Source organism: Vibrio sp. Vb1574 (assembly GCF_033338675.1).
In genome coordinates this window covers 1-1,023 of record NZ_JAWOTC010000485.1, presented here as the reverse complement: position 1 = coordinate 1,023, position 1,023 = coordinate 1, and the positions used below count along the sequence as shown (strand labels likewise).

The 1,023-nt window shown below is 46.8% G+C and carries 1 protein-coding gene; it reads right to left on the bottom strand.

From position 1 onward, the window contains the following. A partial coding sequence (locus tag R7O12_RS27050) for a hypothetical protein (protein ID WP_318127140.1) occupies positions 1–1,023 on the bottom strand: 1,023 nt, incomplete at both ends.

Here is a 1,023-nt window from a genome sequence, read left to right as displayed (position 1 = left end):
AGCCTTGAAGCGTACCAATGGTGATTGGCGTCAGTGTAGCTTCAACTAGGTAAGTGACTGACTCACCGGGGTAGATCGACACCGTATCGTCAAAATCGACATCAGTTTGAACTCCACTTGCTTGATAGGCAGATAAGGAGTTAGAGCCAATGTTGTTGACCGTTACAGTCCACGTTGAGAATGGATTTCCGGTCACATCGGTGTTGTTAAAAGCAGACGAGAGATCGTTCGCCAAGCCATTGTTGGTAAGTAACGTGTTGATGTTCTGGGTAACGTGGTAACCATGTGCAATCGCACCACCGTTGTTACTGACTTTGATTTCGAAATTAAGCTTACCGTTGATGAAATAAGGTGTCGAAGACAAAAGTGTATGGGTAAGCGTAACGTTCGGCGTCGCTGGAGGCGTGACAAGAACATTGCTTTCTACAGGGCCATCGCGCGTTAACGCCGACGCCTTAGTTGTAATGTCAGAAACCAGATCATTCGCAACGGTCGCTTTGATGGTGTAAGTGATGTAACCACCCACGGATAGCTCCGCATTCTCTACCGACAAATCATCTGCTTTCGAAAATGTTCCCGTATTACTCCCAGAAGAAGCGACAGCACTGATCTCGACATGACTAAAAACTGGAGCGTTGGCACCGCTTAGAACCTCACCAGTAAGAGACAAAAAAGGTTGGGTTATGTCTAAGCCTTTTACTGCAAACAGGCCAGTATTTTGTGCGGTGAGCGTGTACGTCAAAACGTTTGCGACTTGATGATATTCAGCTGGCGTTACCGCTGCATCTAGCGTGTATTTGTATTCTGCAGGTTCAAACGTGACGCTGGTTGTATCAACGAATGTATTCTCTGCCCCAGCAATCATCGCTTTTACTTGCGCGCCACCTAATACGATGTTTTCAGCACTCTCATGAGACACTGTCGCGCTAACATGATAAGTAACTCGACCAAATGGCAGCAATGTCGCGCCAGTCACTTCTAAGTTCGCATTGCTAGATGCGTAACTACCAGCGATTGAACCTA